General features: G+C 64.0%; 17 protein-coding genes. 6 read left to right on the top strand and 11 right to left on the bottom strand.

The features are described 5' to 3' along the window. Positions 1–57 precede the first annotated feature (57 nt). Positions 58–3519 (bottom strand): transcription-repair coupling factor, encoded by a 3462-nt coding sequence (mfd, locus tag ETEE_RS00255; protein WP_034165485.1) that lies wholly within the window; start codon positions 3517–3519, stop codon positions 58–60. Positions 3520–3738: 219 nt separating this feature from the next. On the opposite strand from mfd, the gene lolC reads away from it, so the two are divergent. Genes lolC through cobB form a run of 5 tightly spaced genes read left to right on the top strand, consistent with a single transcriptional unit; the run spans position 3739 to position 8728 of the window. After that, positions 3739–4941: a lipoprotein-releasing ABC transporter permease subunit LolC gene (lolC, locus tag ETEE_RS00250; protein ID WP_034165484.1), complete on the top strand. Its 1203-nt coding sequence runs from the start codon at positions 3739–3741 to the stop codon at positions 4939–4941. Beyond that, complete coding sequence (gene lolD, locus ETEE_RS00245; protein ID WP_034165483.1) at positions 4934–5653, top strand: lipoprotein-releasing ABC transporter ATP-binding protein LolD; 720 nt, start codon at positions 4934–4936, stop codon at positions 5651–5653. Before lolC ends, lolD begins: the two co-directional genes overlap by 8 nt. Next, the gene (gene lolE, locus ETEE_RS00240) at positions 5653–6900 is read left to right on the top strand and encodes a lipoprotein-releasing ABC transporter permease subunit LolE (RefSeq protein WP_034165481.1); all 1248 of its coding nucleotides are present in this window, start codon (positions 5653–5655) and stop codon (positions 6898–6900) included. Before lolD ends, lolE begins: the two co-directional genes overlap by 1 nt. 11 nt (positions 6901–6911) lie before the next feature. Beyond that, complete coding sequence (gene nagK / locus ETEE_RS00235) at positions 6912–7868, top strand: N-acetylglucosamine kinase (RefSeq protein ID WP_034165480.1); 957 nt, start codon at positions 6912–6914, stop codon at positions 7866–7868. Further along, a complete protein-coding gene (gene cobB / locus ETEE_RS00230; protein WP_034165478.1) occupies positions 7868–8728 on the top strand; it encodes a Sir2 family NAD+-dependent deacetylase in 861 nt (286 codons plus the stop codon). Before nagK ends, cobB begins: the two co-directional genes overlap by 1 nt. Positions 8729–8806: 78 nt before the next feature. Here the strand turns inward: cobB and ETEE_RS00225 are convergent, their stop codons facing one another. The 3 genes from ETEE_RS00225 to phoP form a co-directional block, all read right to left on the bottom strand. Next, complete coding sequence (locus ETEE_RS00225) at positions 8807–9928, bottom strand: ribosomal protein uL16 3-hydroxylase (RefSeq protein WP_034165477.1); 1122 nt, start codon at positions 9926–9928, stop codon at positions 8807–8809. 158 nt (positions 9929–10086) lie between these two features. Beyond that, the gene (gene phoQ / locus ETEE_RS00220; RefSeq protein WP_034165476.1) at positions 10087–11553 is read right to left on the bottom strand and encodes a two-component system sensor histidine kinase PhoQ; all 1467 of its coding nucleotides are present in this window, start codon (positions 11551–11553) and stop codon (positions 10087–10089) included. After that, positions 11550–12224 (bottom strand): two-component system response regulator PhoP, encoded by a 675-nt coding sequence (phoP, locus tag ETEE_RS00215; protein WP_034165474.1) that lies wholly within the window; start codon positions 12222–12224, stop codon positions 11550–11552. Before phoP ends, phoQ begins: the two co-directional genes overlap by 4 nt. Before the next feature lie 345 nt (positions 12225–12569). Here phoP and ETEE_RS00210 point away from each other — a divergent pair, with 345 nt between their 5' ends. Next, on the top strand, positions 12570–13622 hold the full coding sequence (locus ETEE_RS00210) for an ADP-ribosylglycohydrolase family protein (RefSeq protein WP_034165473.1): 1053 nt from the start codon (positions 12570–12572) through the stop codon (positions 13620–13622). A 51-nt stretch (positions 13623–13673) separates the two neighbouring features. On the opposite strand, the gene ETEE_RS00205 is transcribed toward ETEE_RS00210, so the two are convergent. The 7 genes from ETEE_RS00205 to rluE all read right to left on the bottom strand — a co-directional run bounded on the left by ETEE_RS00205 (position 13674) and on the right by rluE (position 20332). Continuing rightward, on the bottom strand, positions 13674–14432 hold the full coding sequence (locus tag ETEE_RS00205) for a GntR family transcriptional regulator (protein ID WP_034165472.1): 759 nt from the start codon (positions 14430–14432) through the stop codon (positions 13674–13676). 176 nt (positions 14433–14608) lie between these two features. Then, positions 14609–15979, bottom strand: coding sequence for an adenylosuccinate lyase (gene purB / locus ETEE_RS00200; protein WP_034165471.1), 1371 nt, complete (start codon positions 15977–15979; stop codon positions 14609–14611). Positions 15980–16007: 28 nt separating this feature from the next. Beyond that, a complete protein-coding gene (gene hflD / locus ETEE_RS00195; protein ID WP_034165470.1) occupies positions 16008–16634 on the bottom strand; it encodes a high frequency lysogenization protein HflD in 627 nt (208 codons plus the stop codon). A gap of 162 nt (positions 16635–16796) precedes the next feature. Next, complete coding sequence (locus ETEE_RS00190; RefSeq protein WP_034165469.1) at positions 16797–17852, bottom strand: GGDEF domain-containing protein; 1056 nt, start codon at positions 17850–17852, stop codon at positions 16797–16799. A gap of 158 nt (positions 17853–18010) precedes the next feature. After that, on the bottom strand, positions 18011–19114 hold the full coding sequence (gene mnmA / locus ETEE_RS00185; protein WP_034165467.1) for a tRNA 2-thiouridine(34) synthase MnmA: 1104 nt from the start codon (positions 19112–19114) through the stop codon (positions 18011–18013). A gap of 92 nt (positions 19115–19206) precedes the next feature. Further along, entirely contained in the window at positions 19207–19653 is a 447-nt protein-coding gene (locus ETEE_RS00180; RefSeq protein ID WP_034165465.1) for an NUDIX domain-containing protein, read from the bottom strand. A 37-nt stretch (positions 19654–19690) separates the two neighbouring features. After that, entirely contained in the window at positions 19691–20332 is a 642-nt protein-coding gene (gene rluE / locus ETEE_RS00175; protein ID WP_071881864.1) for a 23S rRNA pseudouridine(2457) synthase RluE, read from the bottom strand. Positions 20333–20441: the final 109 nt, after the last annotated feature.

Genomic DNA, 20441 nt, shown 5'->3' with positions numbered 1-20441 from the left:
AAAGAGACGCGACGCGGCCAGAGGCCGGCGCCGCTCTCCTGGGCGGGCGCGCCGCCGCTAGATCCGATGTTCGGCGAAGTCGGCCAGCAGACGCTCGACGAAGGCGAGGCGCGCCTGACGTTCGCTGAGATCGCAGATGAACTTCAGCTTGCTGGGGCCGTCCAGCCGGAAGACCCCCGGCTGCTGCTGCAGTAGGCCGATCAGATACAGCGGATCAACGTGGTTCTTTTCGCTGAACTCGATGAATCCCCCCTTATCGTGCCCCTCGATCCGACGGATCCCCAGCGCCGCGGCCTGCTGGCGCAGCGCGGCGCACTGCAGCAGGTTACGCGCCGCATCGGGCAGCGTCCCGAAGCGATCGATCAGCTCCGCGCGCAGGTCGGCGAGGGTATCCCCGTCGCCGGCGCTGGCGATACGCTTGTAGAAGGAGAGACGGGTGCCGACGTCGGGGATCATCTCCTCCGGCAGCAGGGTAGGCATACGTAGCTCCACCTCGGTCTGCTGGCTGGTGAGATCCTCCAGCGAGGGTTCGCGCCCCTCTTTCAGCGCCGTGACGGCGCTTTCCAGCAGCTCCATGTACAGCGAGAAGCCGACGCTGGCCATCTGACCGCTCTGATCGTCGCCCAGCAGCTCGCCGGCGCCGCGGATCTCCAGATCGTGCGTCGCCAGGGCAAAGCCGGCGCCGAGATCCTCCAGCGAGGCAATCGCCTCCAGCCGCTTCTGCGCATCGACGGTCATCGCCTTGGGCGGCGGGGTGAGCAGGTAGGCATAGGCCTGATGGTAGGAGCGTCCGACGCGCCCGCGCAGCTGGTGCAGCTGCGCCAGGCCAAAGTGGTCTGCCCGCTCAATGATGATGGTATTGGCGCTGGGAATATCGATCCCGGTTTCGATAATGGTGGTGCAGACCAATACGTTAAAGCGCTGGTGGTGGAAGTCGTTCATCACCCGCTCCAGCTCGCGCTCGCGCATCTGGCCGTGGCCGATAGCGATGCGCGCCTCCGGCACCAGGGTCGCCAGGCGATCGGCGGCTTTCTGGATGGTGTCGACGTCGTTGTACAGGTAGTACACCTGACCGCCGCGCAGGGTTTCACGCAGAATGGCCTCGCGCACCACCAGGCTGTCATATTCGCGGACGAAGGTCTTTACCGCCATGCGCCGTGCCGGAGGGGTGGCGATGATGGAGAGATCGCGCATGCCGCTCATCGCCATGTTCAGGGTACGCGGGATCGGCGTCGCCGTGAGCGTCAGAATATCCACATCGGCGCGCATCGCCTTGATGCGCTCCTTCTGACGCACGCCGAAGCGGTGCTCTTCGTCGACGATCAGCAGCCCCAGATCGCGCCATTGTACGTCGCCCTGCAGTAGCTTGTGGGTGCCGATCAGAATATCGACCTTGCCATCGGCGGTGTCCGCCAGCACCTGCGCCTGCTCTTTGGCGCTGCGGAAACGGGAGATCAGCTCAATGCGCACCGGCCAGTTGGCGAAGCGGTCGCGGAAGTTATCGTAGTGCTGCTGGGCCAGCAGGGTGGTCGGCACCAGCACCGCCACCTGCTTGCCGCTGTGCACTGCCAGGAAGGCGGCGCGCATAGCCACTTCGGTTTTCCCGAAGCCGACGTCGCCGCACACCAGGCGATCCATGGCCAGCGGCTGGCACATGTCGCTGAGCACCGCGTTGATGGCGATCTCCTGGTCCGCGGTGGTTTCAAACGGGAAGCCCTGACAGAACAGCTGGTAGGCCTCGCGGTCGTGGCGGAAGGCGAACCCCGCCTTGGCGGCGCGCATCGCATAGATATCCAGCAGTTCGGCCGCCACGTCGCGCACTTTTTCCGCGGCCTTCTGCCGGGCGCGGCTCCAGGCGTCGCCGCCCAGGCGGTGCAGCGGCGCGCTGTCATCGGCGCCGCCGGCGTAGCGGCTGAGCAGGTGCAGCGAGGAGACCGGCACGTACAGCTTGGCGTCGCCGGCGTAGCTGAGGATCAGGTACTCGCCCTTGATCCCGCCCGCCTCCAGGGTGGTCATCCCGCCGTAGCGGCCCACGCCGTGTTCCAGGTGTACGACCGGCTGTCCAGGCGTCAGCTCTGCCAGGTTGCGGATCAGCGTGTCGGTGTTGATGGTGCGGCGGCTATCCTGGCGACGGCGGCTGACGCGTTCGCCGAGCAGATCGCTTTCGCAGATTAGCGCCAGCGCCAGCGGGGCGTTGATAAAGCCGTGCTCGCTGGCGCCGACCATGATGTAGCGGCCGCCGGGCTCGGCCTCCTCAAGCCGGGCGATCAGCCGCGGCGCCACCTGAATGCGCGCCAGCAGCTCCAGCAGAGTTTCGCGACGGCCTTCGCTTTCCGCGCTGAACACTACGCTACCGCTAAACTCCGCCAGGAAGCGCTGCAGGTTAGCCAGGGGCTTCTTGCTCTGCGCCTCTACCGCCAGGGTCGGCAGCGGCTGGTAGTGCAGGTTGGTGTGTCCGGCATGGTCGTCGAGCGCGTCGCGGGTCAGCTGAATGCGCGGCCACTGCTTGAGGGCGGCAAACAGTTCATCCACGCGCATCCACAGGCTTTCCGGCGGCAGCAGCGGGCGCATCGGATCGATGCCGCGGCTGGCCCGGCGTTGCTCAATGTCCTGCCAGAAGCGCTCGGCGGCCTGGTGCAGATCGCCCAGCCCCAGCAGCAGCGTCCCCGCCGGCAGGTAGCTGAACAGCGTCGGCAGCGGCTGGTTAAAGAACAGCGGCTGCCAGTATTCGATCCCGGCGGGCCAGATCCTTTTACTGACCTGCTGGTAGATGTGCTCGGCGTCGCGGCGCACCTCAAAGTGCTCGCGCCACTGGCTGCGGAACAGCTCGATGGCCGTCTGATCGGTGGGAAACTCGTGGGCCGGCAGCAGATCGATGCGCTCAACCTCGTTCAGGGTGCGCTGGCTGTCGACGTCGAACAGGCGCAGGCTGTCGATCTCATCGTCGAAAAAGTCGATGCGATAGGGTTCGTCGCTGCCCATCGGGAACAGGTCGAGCAGGGCGCCGCGGGTGGCGAACTCGCCGTGCTCCATCACCTGATCCACGCTGCGGTAGCCCGCCTGCTCCAGCTGAGCGCGCAGGACATCGCGCGCCAGGCGCTGGCCCTTTTTCATCACCAGCGCGTGGCCGTGCAGGAAGCTGTGCGGGCAGACGCGCTGCATCAGCGTATTGATCGGCAGTATGATGATCCCGCGCTCCATCCCTGGCAGATGGTAGAGGCAGGAGAGGCGGGCGGAGATGATATCCTGGTGCGGCGAGAAGCTGTCGTAGGGCAGCGTCTCCCAGTCGGCCAGGGTGGTGACCCACTGGCGGCTGAACTGGGGAATTTCGTCGCGCAGACGCAGGGCGGTCTGCATGTCGGGCACCACCAGCATCACGGGGCCGGCGTGCCGCTCAGCGATTTCGGCGCACTCCAGCGCGCAGGCGGAGCCGCTCAGCTGGCCCAGTTGGCGGACGTCGCCCGCGCGCGCGGGCAACGGGTAACGTTCTGGCAGGGTAAGACGGTATTGTTCAGACATAGGGCGTTTGCGGATCTCGTGTACGTCGTCTCCCAATACGGGGAACTCAACGGATGTCAGCGTAGATAATATCACTATAAACCCGCACGGAGACAAGCGTGGGTTTCACGCGTGCGCTGCGCGGGTTTCTGCGGCGGCGGGCGTGGAGATGACCATTGTGATAACCTGTTCACAGACATATACTTGCCAATCACTTTGCGCATTGCAAGAAAGAGAGCCATGCATCAACCTGTCGCCCTATTTATTGGCCTGCGCTATATGCGCGGGCGCGCCTCGGACCGCTTCGGGCGGTTTGTGTCCTGGCTGTCCACCATCGGCATTACGCTGGGAGTGATGGCGCTGGTCACCGTGCTGTCGGTGATGAACGGATTTGAGCGCGATCTGGAGCAGAGCATTTTAAACCTGATGCCGCAGGCGGTGGCGACTACGCCGCAGGGGCAGCTGGATCCTGCCCGCTATCCGGCGTCGCTGCTGCAGGGGCTGCCCGGCGTACACCGGGTGGCGCCGCTGACCACCGGCGATGTGGTGCTGCAGAGCCCGCACAGCGTGGGCGTCGGCGTGATGATCGGCGTCAATCCCGACGAGGCCGATCCCCTGGACCGCTATCTGAACGGCGTCCGTCAAAGCGCGCTGCAGCCGGGCCAGTACCGCGCCATCCTCGGCAGCCAGCTGGCCGCCGAACTCGGCGTCAAGGTCGGTGACCGGGTGCGCCTGATGGTGCCGAGCGCCAGCCAGTTTACCCCGATGGGGCGGATTCCCAGCCAGCGTATCTTTACCGTGATCGGTACCTTTAACGCCGACAGCGAGGTGGATCAGACGCAGCTGCTGGTTAACCAGCAGGATGCCTCGCGGCTGATGCGCTACCCGCTGGGGCACATCAGCGGCTGGCGCCTGTTTATGGATCGCCCGCTGGATATCGAGGCGCTGGTGGCGCATGCGCTGCCCGACGGATTGGTATGGCAGGACTGGCGCGCTCGCAAAGGTGAGCTGTTCCAGGCGGTGAAGATGGAGAAAAATATGATGGGGCTGCTGCTCAGCCTGATCATCGCCGTGGCCGCCTTCAATATCATTACGTCGCTGGGGCTGCTGGTGATGGAGAAGCAGGGCGAAGTGGCCATTCTGCAGACCCAGGGGCTGACCCGGCGCCAGATCATGAGCATCTTTATGGTGCAGGGCGCCAGCGCCGGGATCATCGGCTCGCTGCTGGGGGCCCTGCTGGGGGCCCTGCTGGCCAGCCAGCTGAATACCCTGCTGCCGGGGCTGGGCGATATGCTCGGCGGCGGCACGCTGCCGGTCGATATTCACGCCGGCCAGGTGGTGACCATCGCGCTAGTGGCCATGTTGCTCTCCCTGCTATCAACGATTTATCCTTCATGGCGCGCCGCCGCCGTTCATCCTGCCGAGGCACTACGTTATGAATAACCCTTCATCCCGGGCCCCCGCACTGCTGCAGTGCAAGGGGCTGAGCAAAAGCTACCAGGAGGGCAAACTGAGCACCGACGTCCTGCGTCAGGTCTCGTTTGATATCCATCCGGGAGAAATGATGGCGATCGTCGGCAGCTCCGGCTCCGGCAAGAGTACCCTGCTGCACCTGCTGGGAGGGCTGGATACCCCGACTAGCGGTGAGGTGATCTTCAAGGGGAGTTCGCTCAACGCCATGTCGGCGTCGGCCAAGGCGGCGCTGCGCAACCGTGAGCTGGGATTCATTTATCAGTTTCACCATCTGCTGCCGGACTTTAATGCGCTGGAGAACGTGATGATGCCGCTGCTGATCGGCGGAATGAAGCCTAAGCAGGCGCAGCCGCAGGCGCTGGCGATGCTGAAGGCCGTCGGGCTAGCGCACCGCGCCCACCATCGACCATCGGAGCTGTCGGGCGGTGAGCGGCAGCGCGTCGCCATTGCGAGGGCGCTGGTGCATAACCCGTCGCTGGTGCTGGCCGATGAGCCGACCGGCAACCTGGATATGCGCACCGCCGATACCATCTTTGATCTGCTGGGCGAGCTGAACGTGCGTCAGGGGACGGCCTTTTTAGTGGTGACGCACGATCTGGCCCTGGCGGGCCGTCTGCGCCGCCAGCTGGAAATGCGTGACGGTCAGCTGACCCAGGAGCTGACGCTGATGGAGACTCGCTGATGGATCTGGCGCTCGCATTACACATCGCGCGCCGCTTCAGCCGCGGGCGGCGCAGGGGCGGCATGGTGTCGCTGATCTCGGTGATTTCCACGGTCGGTATTGCGCTTGGGGTGGCGGTGCTGATCGTCGGCCTCAGCGCGATGAACGGGTTTGAGCGCGAGCTGGATCAGCGCATCCTGTCGGTGGTGCCGCACGGCGAGATCTACCCGGTGGAGCAGCCCTTTAACGACTGGCCGTCGGTGCTGGCGCGCGTCGATCGGGTGAAGGACGTGGTCGGCGCGGCGCCCTACGTTAACTTTACCGGGCTGATGGAGCACGGCAGCCAGCTGCGCGCGGTACAGGTGCGCGGGGTGGATCCCGCCCAGGAGAGCCGGGTCAGCTCCCTGCCGCGCTATGTTCTGGATAACGCCTGGGCGGACTTTCACGCCGGCGGACAGCAGGTGATCCTGGGCAAGGGGGTCGCCGATGCGCTGGGTGTCCGGCGCGGAGACTGGGTGACGGTAATGGTGCCCAACAGCGATCCGCAGATGAAGCTGCTGCAGCCCAAGCGTATTCGACTGCAGGTGGGGGGCATTCTGCAACTGAGCGGCATGCTGGACCATACCCTGGCGCTGGTTCCCCTGGCCGATGCCCAGCAGTATCAGGATCTGGGCGACAGCGTGACCGGGATAGCCATCAGGGTCGCCGATCCGTTCCAGGCCGATAAAGTGGTGCGTGCGGCGGGGGAGGTGACCAACGACTACGTTTACATCCGCAGCTGGAAAGGCACCTACGGCTATATGTTCCGTGATATTCAAATGATCCGCGTAATCATGTATCTGGCCATGGTGCTGGTGATCGGCGTCGCCTGTTTCAATATCGTCTCGACCCTGGTGATGGCGGTGAAGGACAAGAGCGGCGATATTGCCGTGCTGCGTACGCTGGGCGCCCGGGATGGGCTGATCCGCGCCATCTTTATCTGGTATGGACTGCTCTCCGGGCTGGTGGGCAGCCTGTGCGGGGTGGCTATCGGCGTCGTGGCGTCGCTGAAGCTGACGCTGATTGGCCGCCTCATTGAGCGCCTGCTGGGACATCGCCTGCTCTCGGGCGATATCTATCCCATCGACTTTCTGCCCAGCCAGCTGCAGTGGAGCGACGTGCTGGCGGTGCTGCTGACGGCCATCGTGCTGAGTCTGCTGGCCAGCTGGTATCCGGCGCGGCGCGCCAGTCGCATCGACCCTGCGCGGGTGCTGAGCGGCGGTCAGTGACGGAGGCGCCGATGTACTACGGTTTCGATCTCGGCGGCAGTAAGCTGGCGCTGGGAGTGTATGATGAGAGTCTGAATCGGGTCGGCTACCGGCGCGTGACGACGCCGCGCGAGGATTACGCCGCGCTGCTGACGGCGCTGGAGACGCTGATCCACGAGGCCGATCGCCGCTGCGGCACATGCGGCCACATCGGGATCGGCATTCCCGGCCTGCAGCGTCCGGACGGCACCCTGTTTTGCGCTAATGTGCCGGCGGCGATGGATCGCCCGCTGGCCCGGGATCTGGCGGCGCGGGTTGGCCGCGAGGTGCGGGTAGAGAACGATGCCAACTGTTTTACCCTGTCCGAGGCGTGGGACAGCGCGGCGCAGCCCTACCCCAGCGTGCTGGGGATCATTTTGGGCACCGGCGTCGGCGGCGGTCTGGCGATCGATGGGCGGGTGTACCGCGGCGCCAACGGCGTCGCCGGCGAGTTTGGCCATCTGCGCCTACCGCTGGATGCGCTCGATCTACTGGGCGCCGATACGCCGCGCCTGGCCTGCGGCTGCGGTCAGCGCGGCTGTATGGAGAATTACATCTCGGGGCGCGGATTTGCCTGGCTGTACCACCATGTCTACGGCGAGGCGCTGACGGCGCCGCAGATCGTGGTCCGCTACCGGGAAGGCGACGCCCGGGCGCAGGACCACGTCGCGCGCTTCGCTGAGGTGCTGGCCATCTGTCTGGCCAATCTGTTCACCGTCCTCGATCCCCATCTGGTGGTGATCGGCGGCGGATTGTCTAACTTTAGCGAGCTGTTTGCCCTGCTGGAAACGCGAATTTCGCGTTACCTGCTGCGCGTCGCCCGGGTGCCGCCGATCATTGCGGCCCGCTATGGGGACGACGGCGGCACGCGCGGCGCCGCTTTTTTACATCTGAGCGACACCCGCTGTATGGCCCGTACGGCGGCATGCGCGGATAAGGAGCCATCATAATGAAAACGCGTCATCGTATTTGTCGCATCAGGAAAAACAAACGGCTACGCCACCAGCGTCTGCGCTCTCTGGTCTATTATCAGGATATCGTCTGGGGACACGTCGCGGAGGCCGATAGGGGGGAGACCATGAAGCTGCCTTTCATCGTGGTACTGACGGGGGCCGGCGTATCGGCGGAGTCCGGGATCCGGACCTTCCGCGCGGCCGATGGCCTGTGGGAGGAGCACCGGGTGGAGGATGTGGCCACGCCGGAGGGGTATCAGCGCGATCCTGCGCTGGTGCAGGCGTTCTATAACGATCGCCGCCGCCAGCTACAGCAGCCGGCGATCCAGCCCAACGCGGCGCATCTGGCGCTGGCTCGTCTGGAGCAGGCGCTGGGCGACCGTTTTTTGCTGGTCACCCAGAATATCGATAACCTGCACGAACGCGCCGGGAGCCAGCGGGTGATCCATATGCACGGCGAGCTGCTCAAGGTGCGCTGTACCCAGTCGGGGCAGGTGGTGAAGTGGCTGGGCGATCTGAGCGTGGACGACCGCTGTCACTGCTGCCAGATCCCGGCGCCGCTGCGTCCGCACGTGGTGTGGTTCGGCGAGATGCCGATCGGGATGGATGAGATCTACCAGGCGCTGCAGCAGGCCGATGAGTTTATCGCCATCGGCACCTCGGGCCACGTCTATCCCGCCGCCGGGTTTGTCCATGAGGCGCGCCTGTGCGGCGCTCATACGGTGGAGCTGAATCTGGAGCCGAGCCAGGTGGAGAGCGAGTTCGATGAGCGACACTACGGCCCGGCCAGCCAGGTGGTGCCGCAGTATCTGCAACAGCTGCTGATCCGCTGCGGTTTTCCCTCCGACGGGCAGTAATGTCCGCGCCCGCCGCGCTGCGCTGACGTCAGGGGCGGCCGACGGCCGCCCCGTTTACTGCGTGACTTACGCGCGCGTTCAGTCCTGAAAGAACCAGTACCCGCTGTTGATAAGCCCGGTCAGGGCGGTTAGGAAGGCGGGATCGTCCAGCGCACTGCCCAGCGCGGCGGCGTTCAGGCAGGTATGGCGCGCCAGCGTATCGAGCGCGGCGGCGTTTTCGCAGTCGAGGGGCTCCCCGTTGATGTAGCAGCGTTCCGCGATACGCAGTACCCGAATCCCCCCCAGACGCTCCAGCATCTCGCCGGCCTGCAGCAGCTCATAGACCTCGCCGGCCTGGTAGGGCGGTTCCGGCGGAGCGATGTCCAGTTCGTGGCGAGACTGGCTGATGAACTCGCCGAACCAGCGCTGGAAGCTGTCGCCGTCGTTGAGCTGGGCCACCATCATGGCGCGCAGAGCCTCCAGCTCCTGCGGCAGGATCTCCGCCGGATTGTCGCGCTGCGCCAGCCGCGGATCGGCATAGTGGTTGCCGCCGAGATCGTGGGCCAGCATGTGGTCGGCAAAGCCGCTGATCAGCTCACGGGCGTTGGGCGCCCGGAATCCCACCGAGTAGTTCAGGGCGTTCTCCAGCGCATAGCCCTCATGGGGGAAGTGGGGTGGAATATACAGAATATCGCCCGGGGACAGCTCGACGTCGATGATGGCGTCAAAGGGATCGACCTGCAGCAGATCCGGGTGCGGGCAGTGCTGCCGGCGCTGCCCTTTCTCGCCGACGCGCCAGCGCCGCCGCCCGCTGCCCTGGATGATAAAGACATCATACTGGTCGATATGGGGGCCGACGCCGCCGCCGGGGACCGAGAAGGAGATCATCAGATCGTCAAGGCGCCAGTCCGGCAGGCGCCGAAACGGCCGCATCAGCGCCGCCGCCGGCGTATGCCAGTGGTCGACGGCCTGCACCAGCAGCGACCAGTTGGTCTCGCCCAGGTGATCGTAGCTGGTAAACGGGCCGTGGGACACCTGCCACTGCCCATCGTCGCGGCAGACCAGGCGGCTATCCACCTCTTGCTCCATCGCCAGCCCGGCCAGCTCATCCGGTGAGAGCGGATCGATGAAGTTTTTGAAACCATGCCGGATAACCAGCGGGCGTTTTTGCCAATAGTTTTGCAGAAAGTCCTGCCAGTCGAGATCGAGCTGATAATCCATGGTGAGTGTCCTGTGATGGTGGTGGGCACAGAGGTCGCAGGTGCTCCGCCGCGGCAGGACTCCGGGGTCACATCGCGCGGCGGGACACAGCCTAGTATAACGGATGACGCGGGGCGATCCGCCGGGCTAAGGGGAATATTGTGCGGCCGGTGGCCGATTTAATCGCAATCCGGGTGCTGCTGGCCAAAGCGTACGCAGATGCGCGCGCCGCCCAGCGGGCTGTCGCCGACGGTGATGCTGCCGTCGTACTGATTGACCAGCTCGTCCACCAGGGCCAGCCCTAGCCCCTGGCCGGGGCGTAGGGTGTCGGCGCGCTGGCCGCGGGCGAACACCAGCTCGCGTTTGTCGCGCGGAATGCCGGGGCCGTCGTCGTCGACCCACAGCATCAGACCGTCGCCGTGCAGGCAGGCGCTGACCTCCACAAACTCCAGGCAGTATTTGCAGGCGTTATCCAGCAGGTTCCCCATCACCTCCATCAGATCGTTCTTTTCGCCGATAAAGGTGAGCTCCGGCGGGATATCCAGCGAGATATCCACCCCCTTGCGCTGATAGACCTTGTTCAACGCCGAGGTCAGGGCGTCGAGGATCGCCGATACCGAGTGCACCTCGCGGTTGAGCACGCTGTGCTCCGAATGGGCGCTGGCGCGGTGCAGGTAGTAGCCGATCTGCTGGGAGATACGGCTGATCTGCTCCAGCATGATCGGTTCTGCCTGTTCGACGTTCAGCGCCTTGCCGTTGCGCAGGGAGCGCAGGGTACTTTGTAGCACCGCCAGCGGGGTCTTCAGGCTGTGGGTCAGATCGGCGAGGGTGGTGCGGTAGCGGGTATAGCGCTGGCGCTCGTTGCTCAGCAGGATGTTCAGGTTGCGCACCAGCCCGCGCAGCTCATGGGGCGGGTTTTCGCTGAGGCTATCGCGCTGTCCCTTCTCCAGCTCGCGCACCTGGGTGGCCAGGGCCTTGATCGGCTGCAGGCTCCAGTAGGCGGCGAGCCACAGCAGGGGGATCACCAGCAGCACGTTGGCGATCAACACATAGCTGAACCAGCCCCAGACCATGTCGGAGTTTTGCAGCTCTTGGGGAATGGTATCGACCACCACGATGGTCAGCGCCGGCAGGTGCTCGGTGGCGGCATACTGGCTGACGGCGACGGAGTGGGTCATGGCGTCGGCGCTGTCGTCGTCGTAGTCCTTCAGCTGATCCTGCATCTGCGGGTTGTCGCCGAGCACGGTGCTACTGAAATGCTTGTTGCTGTCGATTTCATAAAAGCCCGGCTTCTCCAGCCAGCTGCGCTCAATGCGTTTTTCCAGCGCCGGCACCTGGCGCTGGGACCAGAGCAGACGTCCTTCGCGGTCGTAAATCATCACCAGCGTCGGGGTATTCAGCGCCATATTGGGCGGCGGGGTGATGGTTAGGCGCCCATCTTGCCAGTGGGCCAGGCTAAAAAACAGGTTGCTCTCGCCGCGCAGCAGGCGATAGGTGGTTTTGTCAAAGCTGACGGCGTAGCCAACCACCGCCACCAGGCCATAGGCCAGCGAGAGCAGGAACACCATCGCGGCAGTGGCCAGCATAAAGCGGGTGCGCAGCGAGAAGGGGCGGGTCTTCCATGCCCGCCAGCGCTGCAACATCATGCCGGCACGTCGAAGCGGTAGCCCTGACCGCGTACGGTGGTGATGACATCGCCTGGGTATTCATTCTGCAGCTTTTTACGCAGGCGCCCCATCAGTACGTCGATGGTATGGCTTTCGCGCAGTTCGGCGTCGGGATAGAGCTGCAGCATCAGGGCATCTTTGCTGACCACCTTGCCGCTGTTGCGGATCAGGGTCTCCATGATGGTGTACTCGAAAGCGGTGAGCTTGATCAGCGTCTCGTTGACCCGCAGCTCGCGGCGCGAGAGATCCGCCTGGAAAGGGGGCATGCTAATGATCTGCGAGGCCAGACCGCTGTTGCGGCGCATCAGGGCCTGCATGCGCGCCAGCACCTCCTCCAAGTGGAAGGGTTTGGTGACATAGTCATCGGCGCCCGCCTCCAGCACCGCGACCTTTTCCTGCCAGCTTTCACGGGCGGTGAGCACCAGAATGGGCAGGGTGATCTGCTCGCTGCGCCAGCGGCGGATCATGCTCATGCCGTCTTCCCCCGGCAGGCCGAGGTCGACGATCGCGATATCAGGGCTCTGTTCACGGACAAAAAAGTCCGCCTCTTTGGCGTTTTCTGCGGCATCGACCTGGTGGCCCAGCTCGCGCATCTGTACCGACAGGTGATGGCGCAGCAGATTGTTGTCTTCGACGACTAAGATACGCATGTATAGATTCTTTCACTCCCGAATCGGGTTACCGGCCGTTCGCCGGATCTACTGTTTCACCCTAGCGGAAAGTCTGTGCAGCGTCCACGCAAATGATGCCGAGATCTACTCTCCCTAGGCCGCGGCGGGCCGCCGTAGCGTACCCTCCGTCGGCTAACCATAAACACCGCAGCGTCAACGGTAGGTAAACTGAAGGAGAGGCAGGGGCGATAGTGGACACTTGAGTGATGGAATAATGCGATCGGGGGCGGCGGGGATCGCTGCCGTAGACTGTCTGTTGTGGTATCATTAAGGTACTATATGGCGCCGCGGCAGCGTCGCCGTCGGACAGAGAGAGAGGAAGGTATGACATTATCCGCCGCACAGGCAACCGCACAAACCACGGGCGAAGCGGAGATCGAGCAGCGCATTCTCGGCGCGCTGTACGGGCAGATGCTGGGTGATGCGCTGGGGATGCCGTCGGAGCTGTGGCCGCGTGAGCGCGTGCGCCGTCACTTTGGCTGGATAGATCGCTTTCTGGACGGGCCGCAGGAGAACTGCGCCGCCTGCTATTTTGGCGCCGGACAGTATACCGATGATACCGCGATGGCGCTGGCGCTGGCCGATGCGCTGCTGGAAGCGGAGGGCGAGGTCGTCCCGGAGCTGATCGCGCGCAATATCATGGCCTGGGCGCAGGGGTTCGGTGCCTTTGAGCGCAATATTCTTGGCCCCAGCTCCCGCCGCGCGCTTAGCGCGCAGCAGGAGGGAGTGGCCATTGCCGATCTGGAGAACAACGGGGTGACCAACGGCGCCGCCATGCGGGTCTCCCCGCTGGGCTGTCTGCTGCCGTCGGCGCCGCTGCCGGTGTTTGTCGAGCAGGTATGGCAGGCCTCCAGCCCCACCCACAAGTCGGATATCGCAGTCGCCGGCGCCACCGTGATCGCCTGGGCCGTCTCCCGTGCCATCGAGGGGGCCGACTGGGCGACAATCCGCCTGGCGCTGCCGGGCGTTGCCGACTATGCCCAGCGCTATCGTCCATCGACCTTCAGCCCTTCGCTGGCGGCGCGGATCGAGCTGGCGCTGTCGCTGACGGCGGCGGCGGCGGGCTATGAACAGGGCAGCGAGCGGGTGTATCAGCTGATCGGCGCCGGGGTTGACACCGTTGAGTCGGTGCCGGCGGCGATCGCCATGGTCGACCTGGCCGGCGGGTGCCCCAATCGCTGCGCCGAGCTGTGCGCCAACCTGGGCGGTGATACCGACACCATCGGGGCGATGGCGACGGCGATCTGCGGGGCGCTGTCCGGGGTTCAGGGGATCCGCGCCGACTGGCTGGCGACGCTGCGCCAGGTGAATCCGCGCGATATGGGACACTACAGCGCCGGGCTGCTGCGCCTGCGTCAGCGGCGCTGCGCGGGCTGATCCGCGCCGTCACCGTCAAGGGCGGGCCGTCGCGACGGATGGCCCCGCCGCTTACTCCTCCGCCGTGTATTCGTACATGTCCCCGCGGCAGTAGTTAATGCTGTACTCCAGGGGCCGCCGGGCGCGATCGCTGAGCACCTGGCGGATCACCAGCATGGCGGTCGGTGCGCCGATCCCCAGTTTTTGCTGCAGCGAGGGGTCGGCCAGACAGGCGCCGATTTGGCTGGAGAGGCGGCCGAACTGAATCTGCCGCGCGCGCAGGTAGTCGTACAGCGATTCGCCGATCGCCTGACAGTCATCAATAGCCTCGCGTATCACGTAGGAGATGGCGACGGAGAGCGCCTGACCGTCCACGGTGCGAATGCGCTCCAGGCGGTAGACCGGGGTGTCGATCGCGATGTCCAGCTTGTCGGCGATGGTCGCCGAGGCGGGCACCAGCTCGCGCGACAGCCAGCGGGTTCCGGGCTGTCGTCCCTGCATGGCGACCTCGCCGGAGAAGCCCTTGATGTTAGCCAGCGAGTAGGCCAGCGAGGACATGGGCACCTGCTTGATCTGGGTGCCAAAGCCGCGTCCGCGACCAATGATGTCATCCTGCTCGAGGCAGGCCAGCGCCTTGCGTACCGTGATGCGTGAAATTTTCAGGGCATCGGTAAAGGCGCGCTCGCTGGGCAGAAAGTCGCCCGGCTGCAGCATGCCCTGGGCGATGGCCTGGCGGATGGATTCGTTAAAGCGCAGATAGATCGGCATTGAGCCGCTTTGCGCGAGATCGTCACGCAGCTTGTGTAGCAGTGGGGTTGGGTCGGCACTCATAGCGTTCAGGGTCCGGAGATGGTCTCAATGATAAGCAATATTGTAGGATCTCAGTGTAGTCGCTGACGGGGCGCGGCAGAAGCAAAAAGTCGGCGCAGTGTGACCGCGGGCGCGTGGAGGAGTACGGCGACGCCACCCGCGTAGACGGGTGGCGTAATTTCATACAGTTCAGCGTGTTACTTTAATTTATCGACCAACGCCGCCGCCGCGCCGATATACGCGGCCGGGGTCATGGCCTTCAGGCGCACCTTCTCCTCTTCCGGCAGCGCCAGGCCGTCGATAAAGCGCTGCATCCCGGCGGCGTCGACCCGCTTACCGCGGGTCAGCTCCTTGAGCTTCTCATAGGGCTTTTCGATGCCGTAGCGGCGCATCACCGTCTGCACCGGCTCGGCCAGCAGTTCCCAGTTATGATCTAGCTCGTCCAGCAGGTGATCCTGATTGACCTCCAGCTTACTCAGCCCCTTGAGGGTCGAGGCGTAGGCGATCAGGGCGTAGCCGAGGCCGACCCCCAGGTTGCGCAGGACGGTGGAGTCGGTTAGATCGCGCTGCCAGCGCGATACCGGAAGCTTGGACGCTAGATGCCCCAGCAGGGCGTTGGAGAGGCCCAGATTGCCTTCGGAGTTTTCAAAGTCGATCGGGTTGACCTTGTGCGGCATGGTCGAGGAGCCGATTTCGCCAGCGATGGTTCTCTGCTTGAAGTGATTGAGTGCGATATAGCCCCATACGTCGCGGTCGAAGTCGAGCAGAATGGTGTTAAAGCGGGCGACGCAGTCAAACAGCTCGGCGATATAGTCGTGCGGCTCGATCTGGGTGGTGTAGGGGTTCCACTGGATCCCCAGCGAGGTGACAAAACTTTCGCTGAAGGCGTGCCAGTCGATCTGCGGGTAGGCGGCCAGATGGGCGTTATAGTTGCCGACGGCGCCGTTGATTTTGCCCAGGATCTCAACCTGCGTCAGCTGACGGAACTGACGCTCCAGACGGTAGGCGACGTTGGCGAACTCTTTGCCGACGGTCGAGGGGGTGGCCGGCTGACCATGAGTGCGCGCCATCAGCGGAATATCGCGGTAGCGCTGCGCCAGATCGCGCAGGGTATCGATCAGCTGGCGCCAGACCGGCTTAAGCACCTCTTCACGCGCGCTGTTCAGCATCAGGGCATGGGAGAGGTTGTTGATATCCTCAGAGGTGCAGGCGAAGTGGATAAACTCAGAGACCGAGTGCAGCGCAGGCTGGTCGGCCACTTTTTCTTTCAGGAAGTACTCGACCGCCTTCACGTCGTGATTGGTGGTACGCTCGATGGTTTTGATGCGGCGGGCATCCTCTTCGCTGAATTGGTCGACGATCCGGTCAAGGAAAGCGTTTGCGTCCGCGTCAAAAGCGGGAACTTCGCCGATTTCTGCGCAGGCGGCCAGTTTTTGCAGCCAACGCACTTCTACCTGGACGCGAAACTTCAGCAGACCGAACTCACTAAAGATCGGCCGCAGGGCACTGACTTTATCGCCGTAGCGGCCGTCGATCGGGGATACGGCGGTCAGGGAGGATAATTCCATCGGTAGCAACTCCTGGGATTGGGAAAGGTTAACTGTGGGTCAATAAATTCTGCGCCATCTGGAACAGGCGGTTACGGGAGAACATCAGCTGCAGCCGGCTGCCGCCGACCTGCTGCCACAGGATCCCGGCGCGGATCCCCGCCAGCAGCGCAGCGCGCACTCGCGCCTGCACCAGGGCATTTTGCAGCACGGCGGGAGAGCCGGTGACCTGAATCCGCGGCCCCAGCGGGCTGATCACATCCACATAGATGGCGGCCAGCGCGCTGACGATGGTATCGGACTCCAGATCGAAGTGCGCCAGCTGGCGATCGAGCTCGCCGATACGCTCTGAGAGGGTGCGCAGGGCCTGTGGGTTGCCGAACAGCTTGCGCTCCAGCAGCATCAGGCTGAGGCAGTAGCGGGTCAGCTCTGCGCCCGGCCCCTGGCGGTTGGCGTTCAGGACGTTGAGCAGGGTCTCCAGACCCGGCTTCAGTACGCGCTCATGGTCGCCGAAGACGGCCAGGGTGCTCGGCGGATCGGTTTGAAGAATACTGTTCAGCGAGGTACGCAGCGCGGTGTTGTCGCATTGCCCTTCATGGGCCAGCTGCTGAACCAGACGCGCTGACTGACAGATGCCGGCCAGCGCCAGAGTGATGTCATAGTAATTCTTCGCCACGTGGACTCCTGTTTGCGGGCAGCGAAACACCGGCGCCGCGGCACCGGTGTCAGATTCTGACGCACGATCATGCCATAAACGCGGCGTTAAACCTAGCGGCACGGGCGATTGGCGCGGGTAACTGGCGCACATCTGCGCAAACGATGGCGCCTACGCCGTGCGTCAGGCGCACTCAACGCGGTTTTTACCGCGGCGCTTGGCGCGGTATAGGGCGCCGTCGGCCCGCGCGATGGCCTGCTGCAGGCTGTCTCGACCGTCGAAATAGCTGAGGCCGAAGGAGGCGGTCGCCCGGATTTGCTGGTCATGGCAAAGGTAGATGGGGGTACTGCAGATAGCCTGACGGATTTGCTCGCAGCGCGCGTTGGCCCGCTCGAGCGTCTTCCCGGGAAATAGGATGACGAACTCCTCTCCGCCGAAGCGGGCCATGTAGTCCCGGGACTGCAGGGTCTGCGAGGCGATGGCGGCGACGGCGGTCAAGACCCGGTCACCGCACAGATGGCCATAGCGATCGTTGATTTGCTTAAAGTTATCGATGTCGATCATGGCGATGCAGCAGGCGCTGCGGCTGTGCTCCAGGCGCAGGATCTGCTGCTGGAGCCCCTGGCGATTATTGGTCTGGGTCAGCTGGTCGCGCAGGGCCGACTCGCTCAGGGTGAAATAGGCGCTGATGCTGCGCTGCTTGAGTGCCAGGGTCTGGTAGCAGACCAGCAGGCAGAAGTAGGTGATGGTCTGATGCAGCAGCACGTCCAGCAGATAGATGCGCTGGGTCACGTAGGGGATAACGATCAGCAGGCGGAACAGCGTCACCAGCGAAATGCACAGGATAAAGGTGCGCAGGGTATTGTGCCGCCACACGCGCGCCATCAGCACCGGCGCCAGCATCATGCCGATAAACAGGTTGTCGAGGACAAAGCCGCCGGTGGTGACAAAGTTGAGCAGCCAGGCCGTCAGGCCGGCGCACCAGCCGCCGAAGAAGGTCACCAGCAGCATGGGAACGATTTCAAAGGTGTAGTGGATCTGCGCGGTAAAGTACATCTTGCTGCCGGTCAGATACCAGGAGAGCAGGCCGGCGACGATCCCCCACAGAATACGACCGGAGAGCGGCGATGCGGGCCCCAGGGCCCCCTGTTTACTCAGCGCGAAATAGCTCACGGAGAGCGTGGCGTAGGTAACGCAGGCGTTGATATACAGAACGTCGAGGGATTGCAGCGGGCTCATCAGGACTACGGGCGCAAAATTAAGATTTTTCTTAGTCTATCACAGGGAGGCGAGCGACCGAAAAGCGCGGGCGGAATCGTCACTGGGGGAATGTAAAGCCAGCCAGACAGCGGAAGAGACCCGCGCACCGGTGGGGCGCGCGGGGAGCGCTGGCGCGATCAGTCGAGCAGGCGGGTTTCGATGATCCCACCGCCCAGGCAGACCTCATCCTGGTAGAACACCGCGGATTGCCCCGGCGTGACGGCGGCGACGGGCTGGTCGAAGCGCACCTCAATGCGGTCATCGGCGAGCGGGGTAATCCGACAGGGGATGTCGGCCTGACGGTAGCGGGTTTTTACCGTGCAGCGCAGCGGCGCGTCGAGGGGACGACGATCGACCCAGTGCAGCTGCTGGGCGATCAGGCCGTTGGAGAACAGGCGCGGGTGGTCATGGCCCTGCGCGACCACCAGGACGTTGTTGTCCAGATCCTTGTCCACCACGTACCACGGATCTTCGCTGCCCTCTTTGGTACCGCCGATGCCGAGCCCCTTACGCTGTCCCAGGGTGTGGTACATCAGCCCCTGATGCTCGCCGATCGTCTCGCCGTCCACGGTGACGATCTTGCCCGGCTGCGCCGGCAGATAGCGGCCCAGAAACTCACGGAACTTCCGTTCGCCGATAAAGCAGATGCCGGTAGAGTCCTTTTTCTTGGCGGTGGCCAGATCCAGCTGGGCGGCGATGCGCCGCACCTCGGGCTTCTCCAGCTCGCCTACCGGGAACAGGCTCTGCGCGACCTGCTGGTGGCTGAGGGTGTACAGGAAGTAGCTCTGATCCTTGTTGGTATCGACGCCGCGCAGCAGCTGGGTGGTGCCGTTGATGTCGCGGCGGCGCACATAGTGGCCGGTGGCAATGTAGTCGGCGCCCAGATCTTCGGCGGCGAACTCCAGAAACGCCTTAAACTTGATCTCCTTGTTGCACAGAATATCCGGATTGGGCGTGCGCCCGGCGCGGTACTCCTGCAGGAACAGCTCAAAGACATTGTCCCAGTATTCGGCGGCGAAGTTAACGGTATGCAGCTCGATGCCCAGCCTATCGCAGACGGCCTGGGCATCGGCTAGATCGGTAGCCGCTGAACAGTATTCGTCGCTATCGTCCTCTTCCCAGTTCTTCATGAACAGGCCAGCAACCTGATATCCCTGTTGTTGTAATAGGTAGGCGGATACGGAGGAATCGACGCCGCCGGACATTCCGACGATCACTTTTTTCTGGCTGTTATCTGACATGAGACTCTCGCAGTCTGAGTGGAACATAAACGAAACCGCATTTTATCACGTTGCCCACGCGCGCGCATCGCCTCTCCGGTGCCCCGTTCGCCTCAGGGTAGGGTGGGGTAGGCGCACAGCAGGGTCAGCGGGTAGCGCGCGCCTCGCTGGTAACAGCGCAGGCTTTCCGCCACCAGGGGGGAGCGCAGCTGCGTGGCGCGAAGGATTTGCGCCGCGTCTAGCCACAGGCAGCGATCGATATCGTCGTCGTGGGGGAGTGCGTTGACCATGCGCGGCAGATCGATGGCGAAGGTAAAACGCAGAAACGGCGTGGCGTCTGGCGCCACCCACTGAAAGATCTGTAGCAGATGCTGCGGATCGGCGCGGAGGCCGCTCTCCTCCCAGAGTTCGCGGGACGCCGCCTGCAGCAGGGTCTCCCCGGCCTCTAGGTGGCCGGCGGGCTGGTTCCAGCGCGGCTGGCCGTCAATGGTCTCTTCCACGATTAAAAAACGCCCTTCGGCCTGAACTACGCAGGCCACGGTCACATGGGGTTTGAGCACGGTAATGCCTCCGCTGCGGCGCTGTGGCCAGAGGCCATCAGGGCCAGTCGATCAGGCGCCATTCCCCCGGCGCTAGATCCTGTAGGGTAAGAGAGCCCATACTATAGCGGATCAGGCGCAGCGTAGGGTAACCGATATGGGCCGTCATGCGGCGGACCTGGCGGTTACGCCCCTCATACAGGGTGATTTTAAGCCAGCTGGTCGGGATATTCTTGCGTTCGCGGATCGGTGGGTTGCGCGGCCAGAGCCACTCCGGCTGCGTGACGCGCTCGGCCAGGGCGGGCAGGGTCGGGCCATCCTTCAGCGTCAGCCCTTGGCAAAAGCGCTGCAGATCCGCCTCGCTAGGTTCACCCTCGACCTGCACATAGTAGACCTTGCCGGTGCGCTTGCCGGGCTGGGTTAGCTGCGCCTGCAGTCGACCATCGTTGGTCAGCACTAGCAGCCCCTCGCTGTCGCGATCCAGCCGCCCCGCGGCGTAAACCCCCTGCAGCGGGATATACTCTTTCAGGGTGGCGCGCCCCTGCTCATCGGTAAACTGCGGCAGGACGTCGAAGGGCTTATTAAAAATCACCACCTGACGCGGCGCCGCGGGGCGTTTGGCTATACTGGGACGGCGGGAGGATGACGCCGGGCGCCGAGCGCGGGAAATGGGGGCTGTTTTTGACATTTCTGTGGCCATATAGGATGTTAGCAAGGAGCGGTCCGCGCAGGATTGTGCGGCGGCGCACGGATTATACCTAAAAATGGATTCCGATTGGCGTCTGTCTTTAATTTCAGTAATATTGACA

Source organism: Edwardsiella anguillarum ET080813, assembly GCF_000264765.2.
Taxonomy (GTDB): Bacteria; Pseudomonadota; Gammaproteobacteria; order Enterobacterales; family Enterobacteriaceae; genus Edwardsiella; species Edwardsiella anguillarum.
The sequence above is the reverse complement of the archived record's forward strand: the minus strand, read 5'-3'. Positions and strand labels throughout refer to the sequence as shown.

Bases quoted from the DNA above. Each gene is read 5' to 3' on its own strand.
- lolE (WP_034165481.1), top strand. From the start codon at position 5,653: ATGGATCTGGCGCTCGCATTACACATCGCGCGCCGCTTCAGCCGCGGG.
- ETEE_RS00210 (WP_034165473.1), top strand. From the start codon at position 12,570: ATGACATTATCCGCCGCACAGGCAACCGCACAAACCACGGGCGAAGCG.
- phoP (WP_034165474.1), bottom strand. From the start codon at position 12,224: ATGCGTATCTTAGTCGTCGAAGACAACAATCTGCTGCGCCATCACCTG.
- phoQ (WP_034165476.1), bottom strand. From the start codon at position 11,553: ATGATGTTGCAGCGCTGGCGGGCATGGAAGACCCGCCCCTTCTCGCTG.
- cobB (WP_034165478.1), top strand. From the start codon at position 7,868: ATGAAAACGCGTCATCGTATTTGTCGCATCAGGAAAAACAAACGGCTA.
- nagK (WP_034165480.1), top strand. From the start codon at position 6,912: ATGTACTACGGTTTCGATCTCGGCGGCAGTAAGCTGGCGCTGGGAGTG.
- mnmA (WP_034165467.1), bottom strand. From the start codon at position 19,114: ATGTCAGATAACAGCCAGAAAAAAGTGATCGTCGGAATGTCCGGCGGC.
- rluE (WP_071881864.1), bottom strand. From the start codon at position 20,332: ATGGCCACAGAAATGTCAAAAACAGCCCCCATTTCCCGCGCTCGGCGC.
- ETEE_RS00225 (WP_034165477.1), bottom strand. From the start codon at position 9,928: ATGGATTATCAGCTCGATCTCGACTGGCAGGACTTTCTGCAAAACTAT.
- ETEE_RS00190 (WP_034165469.1), bottom strand. From the start codon at position 17,852: ATGAGCCCGCTGCAATCCCTCGACGTTCTGTATATCAACGCCTGCGTT.
- mfd (WP_034165485.1), bottom strand. From the start codon at position 3,519: ATGTCTGAACAATACCGTCTTACCCTGCCAGAACGTTACCCGTTGCCC.
- lolD (WP_034165483.1), top strand. From the start codon at position 4,934: ATGAATAACCCTTCATCCCGGGCCCCCGCACTGCTGCAGTGCAAGGGG.
- purB (WP_034165471.1), bottom strand. From the start codon at position 15,979: ATGGAATTATCCTCCCTGACCGCCGTATCCCCGATCGACGGCCGCTAC.
- ETEE_RS00205 (WP_034165472.1), bottom strand. From the start codon at position 14,432: ATGAGTGCCGACCCAACCCCACTGCTACACAAGCTGCGTGACGATCTC.
- lolC (WP_034165484.1), top strand. From the start codon at position 3,739: ATGCATCAACCTGTCGCCCTATTTATTGGCCTGCGCTATATGCGCGGG.